The sequence below is a fragment of the Paenibacillus barcinonensis genome, assembly GCF_003217495.1.
Classification (GTDB): Bacteria; Bacillota; Bacilli; order Paenibacillales; family Paenibacillaceae; genus Paenibacillus; species Paenibacillus barcinonensis.
On sequence record NZ_QJSW01000043.1, the window covers coordinates 1 to 7,512 of the forward strand.

7 protein-coding genes and 1 pseudogene are annotated in these 7,512 nt (G+C 42.9%); all 8 read left to right on the forward strand.

Annotation, left to right across the window (positions count from 1 at the left end; genetic code table 11):
• Positions 1 to 246 precede the first annotated feature (246 nt).
• On the forward strand, positions 247 to 2,175 hold the full coding sequence (locus DFQ00_RS28265; protein ID WP_279630442.1) for an RHS repeat domain-containing protein: 1,929 nt from the start codon (positions 247 to 249) through the stop codon (positions 2,173 to 2,175).
• A gap of 75 nt (positions 2,176 to 2,250) precedes the next feature.
• Entirely contained in the window at positions 2,251 to 2,676 is a 426-nt protein-coding gene (locus DFQ00_RS28270) for a pentapeptide repeat-containing protein (protein WP_110899721.1), read from the forward strand.
• Positions 2,677 to 3,065: 389 nt separating this feature from the next.
• Entirely contained in the window at positions 3,066 to 4,139 is a 1,074-nt protein-coding gene (locus DFQ00_RS28275; RefSeq protein WP_110899722.1) for an RHS repeat domain-containing protein, read from the forward strand.
• Positions 4,140 to 4,775 (forward strand): hypothetical protein, encoded by a 636-nt coding sequence (locus DFQ00_RS28280; RefSeq protein WP_110899723.1) that lies wholly within the window; start codon positions 4,140 to 4,142, stop codon positions 4,773 to 4,775.
• A gap of 469 nt (positions 4,776 to 5,244) precedes the next feature.
• The gene (locus DFQ00_RS28285; RefSeq protein ID WP_110899724.1) at positions 5,245 to 6,504 is read left to right on the forward strand and encodes an S-layer homology domain-containing protein; all 1,260 of its coding nucleotides are present in this window, start codon (positions 5,245 to 5,247) and stop codon (positions 6,502 to 6,504) included.
• Between the two features lie 15 nt (positions 6,505 to 6,519).
• A complete protein-coding gene (locus tag DFQ00_RS28290; protein WP_110899725.1) occupies positions 6,520 to 6,744 on the forward strand; it encodes a hypothetical protein in 225 nt (74 codons plus the stop codon).
• A gap of 130 nt (positions 6,745 to 6,874) precedes the next feature.
• The gene (locus DFQ00_RS28295) at positions 6,875 to 7,231 is read left to right on the forward strand and encodes a hypothetical protein (RefSeq protein ID WP_244214027.1); all 357 of its coding nucleotides are present in this window, start codon (positions 6,875 to 6,877) and stop codon (positions 7,229 to 7,231) included.
• A gap of 18 nt (positions 7,232 to 7,249) precedes the next feature.
• Positions 7,250 to 7,512, forward strand: a pseudogene (locus DFQ00_RS28300) (lipase family protein); the annotation flags it as partial.

Genomic DNA, 7,512 nt, shown 5'->3' on the forward strand with positions numbered 1-7,512 from the left:
AAAAGTAAGCCTGGAGGTCGGGTGGCTTTGTCTTGCCCACAATCTGCTCAAAAAAGCAACAATGGCAGAAAAACGTAAACGAGACCAAGCAGGATGAACCACGGCTTGGTCTCGTTTGACGTCTCGGTGTTCATTCTCTTCACCGATGTTTGTTTTTAAGGGCTTTTTAGACAGCCCCTTTTTTAGAATAAGCGTCTAATTAAAAAAAATGAAATCAAGAGGTACATAGAAAAATGGTTCCAGTCGATTGGTGAGCGTTGTGGACGGGGAAGATCGCAATACGAGCTACACGATGCCAGCGGCAATGAAACCCGGCTCACGTATGACCGCAGTGGTCGATTGCTGCAGGAGACGAATGCCGCCGGGGCACGTATCGCCTACGATTATGATGAACGCGGCTGGCTGCGGGCTAGACTAGATGCCAAGGGCCAGGAAACCCGGTACGAATACGATGCCGCGGGTCGCCTGATCCGGGCGACGGATGAAGCGGGCGAAATCGTGCTTACCTACACAACGGACGGACAAGTTGCCCGTGTGCTGGAAGCCGAGCAGCATGAGGAACGCACCTACGATGCGGCTGGCCGCTTACTTACCCGAACAGATGGCTTCGGGCACCTGCTGCAATATACCTATGATGCCGCAGGTCGAATGACCGCCTTGACCTATCCGGATGGTAAAGAAGTAGAGTACCGCTACCACGCTACCGGGGAACTGGCCGAAGTGAAGGACTGGAACGGTCGCCTGACCCGGTACCGGTACGATGCCAGCGGGAAACTCATCGACACCCGGCGTCCGAATGGCAGTCAGGAGCAGCGGGAATACGATGCCGCAGGCCAGCTCATTCGCCTGACCGATACGAGCGGGCAGGGGATTCGATTGCAGCAATTCAAGTATGAATACAGCCCGGGCGGCTTGCTGCTGAAGGAAGAAAATAAGCAGTATACGTATGACACCTTAAAACGCCTACGCAGTGGCGCGGAGCCCGGCCGTATTGTACACTACACGTATGACCCATCGGGCAACCTGACGAGTGAACAGGTCGGCATCTCTCCAAACGAACCCGTTGGCAATTTGCCAACACAGCAGCAGCTATACTATACCTGGGATAATCGCCTACAACGGGTAGGGAACTATCCCGTCGAGATGGATGCGAATGGTAACCTGCTGTATGCGACGGATGGCAGCACCGCTTCCGCATATGAATACGATGCCCGTAACCGACTGGTGAAGGCAGGCAAGCTGAAATATCGGTACAACCCGCAAGGCGACCGCATCCAACTCGCCCAGCGCGGTCAAGTGATCCGCTACGTCATTGACGATGCGCCTGAACTGAGCCGGGTGCTGATGGAGCTGGATGGCGAGGGCAACGTCAAAGCCCGATATGTGTACGGGCTGGGGCTGATCGGGCGCGAAGATGCAGATGGCACGTATCTGAGCTACCACTACGATCTGCGCGGCAGTACAACTCTCCTGACAAATGAACAGAACCGGGTGACGGATCGCTATACGTACGGACTATATGGCGAACTGGAGCAGCATGAAGATGTAACCTCGCAGCCGTTTGCGTATAATGGTCGAGATGGCGTCATGACCGATGCAAACGGACTTTATTACATGCGAGCGCGGTATTATGATCCGAAGCTGAAGCGTTTCCTGAACCGGGACGTCATCCGCGGGGAGATTCAGGACGGACAGACCTTTAACCGCTATGCGTATGTCAATGGCAACCCAGTAAGTTATATTGACCCGTTGGGGTTGATGAAGTGTGAGACGACAAAAAGGATTAGCGAAAATTCTAATCCAAATACAGGAAGATTAAAATTAGATCTGCAATTGTTTGCGTCTGAAGGCAAAAGCCCATCTTCTTGGAAACCTGGGATGGATGTTACTGAAGAACATGTTAGAGAGGCCATGAAGAACGCTCCTGTACAGACACAGCAAACTGCAGTATCTCTACCAGCTATTGATCGCTATACTAAGCGTTTAGCTGAGGGCGAGGTACCACCTCCTATTAAAGTCGATAATAATATTATAGTAGACGGTAACCACCGTTACATTTCAGGTAGAGTTGCAGGTATTGATATTCCAACCACTCCATATAGTGGAGGTAAAACTGATAAAGTTATACGATGGGAGGATGTGAAAATCGATCCATATGATTGGGGAAATAGATAAAATAAAAAGAGGTGAGTAAACATTATTATTATTAATTGTATTGCAAATGAAGCAATAAAGCTTGAGTTAGACTCGTTGGAGAGAGCGAAGTTGGATGAGCTAAACTTGCATAGAGCTATTTTGAACAGAGCCAACTTGAGTGGTTCCAGTTTAGTAAAAACGAATTTACGTGGCGCCGAACTAAAAGAATCAAACTTAAGTCGAGCGAACTTAACAAGTGCTTTACTGATGGTAAGTTTATTTGAAAATTCGAATTTGGAATCCTCTAATTTAACAAAAGCAAATCTCGCAGGAGCTGACTTTAGTCATGCGAATTTAAGTAATGCTATTTTATTTAAGGCTGATGTGTGGAATGCTAATTTCAAATCTGCTAATTTGAAAGGTGCAAACATGCTATGCCAGAGGATAGAAGATGCTAACATAGAAGGTGCTTTATACGACGACAGTACAATTTGGCCAGCCTCTTTTAATCCGTTAGAGTATGGGGCTATAAAAACTTAGTCGTTGTGATCGTATAACCGCTGGAGTGAAGTATCAAGAGAAGTATCAAGACTTTGAAATAGGGATTGAGTAGAGTTGGAGATAGAAAATTCTCTAGGCTGATTGTGATTCATTTTAGGGTCAAACCTAGTATGAAGATTATTTAAGAATCAACTGGTATCCAAAATTAATTCAAACAACTAGGATAGCCCAAGTTGTTTTGATTTAAATTGATTAGCAAAAGCCGATTCTTCGGAAAGGTGAAATTTTGAGTTCTCTTATTCTAGATAATGATATAATAGTGCTTTACAATACTTGTACAAAAAAATAACTTCAATAACAACCTTTGTTTATTTCTCTATAGAACTAAGGTTGTTTAGCATATTATTAGGTGGTAAAAATTCGCCGGCATGTTCATTAATACCAATCACTCGCGGCTACACTACACCTGGGATAATCGCCTACAACGGGTAGGGAACTATCCCGTCGAGATGGATGCGAATGGTAACCTGCTGTATGCGACGGATGGGAGCACCGCTTCCGCGTATGAATACGATGCCCGTAATCGTCTGGTAAAGGCAGGCAAGCTGAAATATCGGTATAACCCGCAAGGCGACCGCATCGAACTGGCCCAGCGCGGCCAAGTGACTCGCTACGTCATTGACGATGCGACTGAACTCAGCCGGGTGCTGATGGAACTGGATGGCGAGGGCAACGTCAAAGCCCGTTATGTGTACGGGCTGGGGCTGATCGGACGCGAAGATGCAGATGGAACGTATCTGAGCTACCACTATGATCTGCGCGGCAGTACAACTCTCCTGACAGACGAACAGAACCGGGTGACGGATCGCTATACGTACGGACTATATGGCGAGCTGGAGCAGCATGAAGGTGTAACCTCGCAGCCGTTTGCGTATAATGGCCGAGACGGCGTCATGACCGATGCGAACGGACTGTATTACATGCGAGCGCGGTATTATGATCCGAAGCTGAAGCGTTTCCTGAACCGGGACGTCATCCGTGGGGAGATTGAAGACGGACAGACCTTTAACCGCTATGCGTATGTCAACGGGAACCCGGTAAGTTACATTGACCCGTTGGGATTAATGAAGTGTGAGACTGAGGATGCTAGTGACATTTTTAAACATCAACAGTATAAGCAGTCGTTGCTTAAAGAAGATGTTTCGTCTAACTCCGATGTTATTATTAAAGGTGAGGATTTATGGGATGATAAGGCTCGTAAGATACTAACCAGTGACGGTAGTAAAATTGAAGATTGGGCTAAAATGACATCAAAGCAACAATATGATACTCCTTATGGAAAGGGAGAAATTCATTTTTATCAAAATCAAAAAACAGGAAATATTAATTCATTTGATATTAAACTGAAAGTTTCTAAACCTAAGAAGCTCAGAGCAAATGAAAATGATCTATTCTGGATAATTGACTTGGATGTCGACTTTAATATAAAGGGAGTAAGATAAATGAAAGTACGCCCAAAAGAGAACTTAGTAAAAAAAGAGAATTTATCAATGAATAAAGAATATGTGGTATATTCGGTGGAAACAAGCAAAAATGGCGAAAAATTTTATAGAGTACAAAATGATAAAAATCAAGTTGTACCGTATTCAATCTCTTTGTTTGATATTGTATCTGAGAAAGTAAACTCTGATTGGATAATGTGGCAAAAGCCGAATAACAATTCAGCTTTATTACCGAAGCAATTTGCATATCTTAGTTTTTGGGAAGATTTTTACAATGATGATTTGGAGGCACTGAAAATATTTAATTTGGTTAAGGAACAGCTAATTGAAGAGGAATTTGATGAGGAAGAAATTAATGAGATTTTTGAACTAGAGATCGAAGATGAAATTACATCAGTTCTCAGCGTTCTTTCTAAAACCAAAGACAATAGATTTATTAATCCTGTAATTCAATATGTAAAAACGAAATTGGAAAAAAATTATGAAATAGACAATACTACAGTACTTGCTTTTCAATACCTTAGTTTTTTCAAAGAAAGTGATGTAGAAAACTTATTCCTTTATTATTTGACTAACATTGAGTTGGGTGACGATCAATTAACTGCCGTAGTAAATGAATATTTTAGTAAAAAGTAAAAGATTTGTAGATGATATGTGCTTTGTGCTTGTATATTGCTAAATTTATTATGTAGGTTGCTCACCTCCAAATGAGCACATCTCTCAAATAATAACCCTCATAATTCTTTCTTTCGGCTCTTCCCTTAGTATTCTGAATCCTTAGCAATGAACAGGTCGATTATGGTCATATACCACCATGATTGACCTGTTTTGTTATACTCTCGCTTAAACGGATTGCTAAAATCAATCCTAAATACCTATATTTCACAAGCTTTTAGTGGTAAAATATTCTTATAAATGGCATTTTTGATTGGCTTTTAGGATGATTAAAGACCTAGTTTTTATTCTTGAAAAATTATGAGGCAAGATGAAAATCGCAAAGAATTGAAGGTGGTATTTTAGGAAGTTGTAAGATGTGAACGATTCAAGGTACATAGGTTTACCAGAGATTTTACGAAGAGAATAACAATACTGGAGTGTGAACGAATTGAAGAAAGTAACACAATTACTACTAAGCGGTGCATTGGTACTGGGAATGCTTCCTTTCAGCGGGAGTGCAAATGCAGCAGCACCCTCATTTAAAGACGTGCCTGCCAGCCATTGGGCGAAAGCCTCCATCGATGCTGCTGTGTCCAAGGGTTATTTTAAAGGCTACAGTGATGGAACGTTTAAGCCAGGAGCAACGGTGACACGTGCGGAATTTGCGGCATTGTTGTCTCGGGTATCCAAAGTGACTCCTGAGACAGAGCAAGTGAATGTGTTTCGTGATTTGACAGGTCATTGGAGTGAAGGAGAAGTAAACCGTGCAGTGTCGCTCGGCTTTGTGAAAGCTTCGGATTATCCATACGGATTTAAACCCAGCACGGCATTGACACGGGAAGAGATGGCAAAGTGGCTCAGTTCAGGACTAGCTGCACAAAACGAGGATTTCAAGCAAGCGCTAAAGGATACAGATACAGAGAATACGTTAGTGCCTGTAGCTGAGTTCTACAAGGGTGGTTTAAAGAAAGCGGCCTATCCATACGTCTCGGTTGTATTAGGAACCGGGTTGATGGCCGGGTACCCTGATGGAACCTTCGGTCCCGGGAAGACGACGACACGAGCAGAGGCTGCTGTGATTTTATCCCGCTATCAACAGGTGCAAGAAAGTAAGGCAGATTCGTACAGAGATTTAAATGAAATGCGTGAAGTAGGACTGACGGGTACGAATTTAACTTCAGCAACACCTTATGTATACAGCAAGACATATGGTACAGATGTACTGAACACTTTTGATAAAATAATCAATAAACCGTTCAGCCTACGTAATAACTTGGGAACAATGACGATCCACCGAATGATTGTAGCCGATGCACATACCAAAACAGAAATAAAAAATCTATACGGTAAAATGTTTATTGATAAGGCATACTCTTCTTCAGTAAGAGAAGATTATTACGATGTTTTTGTAGAGGCAACAGTAACGCCAAATGGAAACAATCTGAATTCGTTAGCCTTTTTGAATGCAACAGGGAATGGTTTAACGAGTGGATACAGCTTCACCAGTGGAACGGTGGAAAGTTATGGAATATCTAATTTGCCCAGAGTCGAATATGTGAAAGATGGTTTTTTTAAAAAAGGAGTGACCAAAAGGTTCTGGATGTTAGCAAGACTAAATAGAGCCCCTGGAGGGCCGATTGGCAGCGATGGTGGCTACATCAAAGTCGGAAACGATATGGGTTCTTTTGGGTTCCCTGTTGTGTACTGATAAGGAGATTGTGTTGTGAATGGAATCAAATGTGTAGAACGATGTATTGTAATATTTCTTATTGGGATTTTGATACTTCAACCAGGATATGCAATCGCTGCTAGTACAGAAAATAAAAAAGTAGTTGCGGTCAGTCCAAAAGAGGAAGATCAGACTGATTTTAACGCTCTGCCCAAACCGAAAGCCTCGCCAGCGGGGCCAACGGGTTACCAGAAAGTTGTCAATATTGTCGAAGGCTAAAAGAAGTCAGGTGCCACATTAAGGATAAGAGAAGTAAACCTCAGGATGAGATCGAAGAGGACGGGATCATGAGTTTTCTTCGATCCTTCCCGTTTTTATGAAGATATGCAGAGTAAAGTGAGGGATGGCGATGCCACGGATTGCTAAGAGTTTTCTTTTGATTATGGTAGTGATTGGATTATTAGGAGGGTGTTCAGGAGTGAACAAAGAGGATCAGGAGATTATAGATCGGTCAGAATCTATAGCAATCAAGTATTTGAAAGATACTTATAGCTTAAATGATGTAGTAATTACAGGGAGACAAATGCAACCTAAAATGGCAATGAGCTGGGTTACTTTTTATGGCTACGTTTCTCAGCATGAAGATCAATCCTTTAATGTCTCAATTAATTATAAAGAAAATCAAACAGAGTCATTTAGTTTTAGTCCAGAATTAGAGAAAGCTTTGATAGCTAATGGTTACGATCCTTACCAGTTGAACGACTAAACAGAGGAGGGCTATGGAATGGATAATGACAATTCAAGAAACGAAGCAATTTCTGATCTTGTGTATAAGAAAATGTCTCAAGAAGCATATAAAAATTATGATAATGGAAAGAAACTAGGAGTTCTTCCAGGCTGGGAAGTGTTAGACCAAAAACATAATTCATCTGGAATGGACGCCGTGACCTTCTATAACCCGGACACTAAGCAAGCGGTAATTGCATTTCGTGGAACTGAGGGCTCTGCCAATTGGGATCGAAAGGCACCCGATTTAACGACAGACGT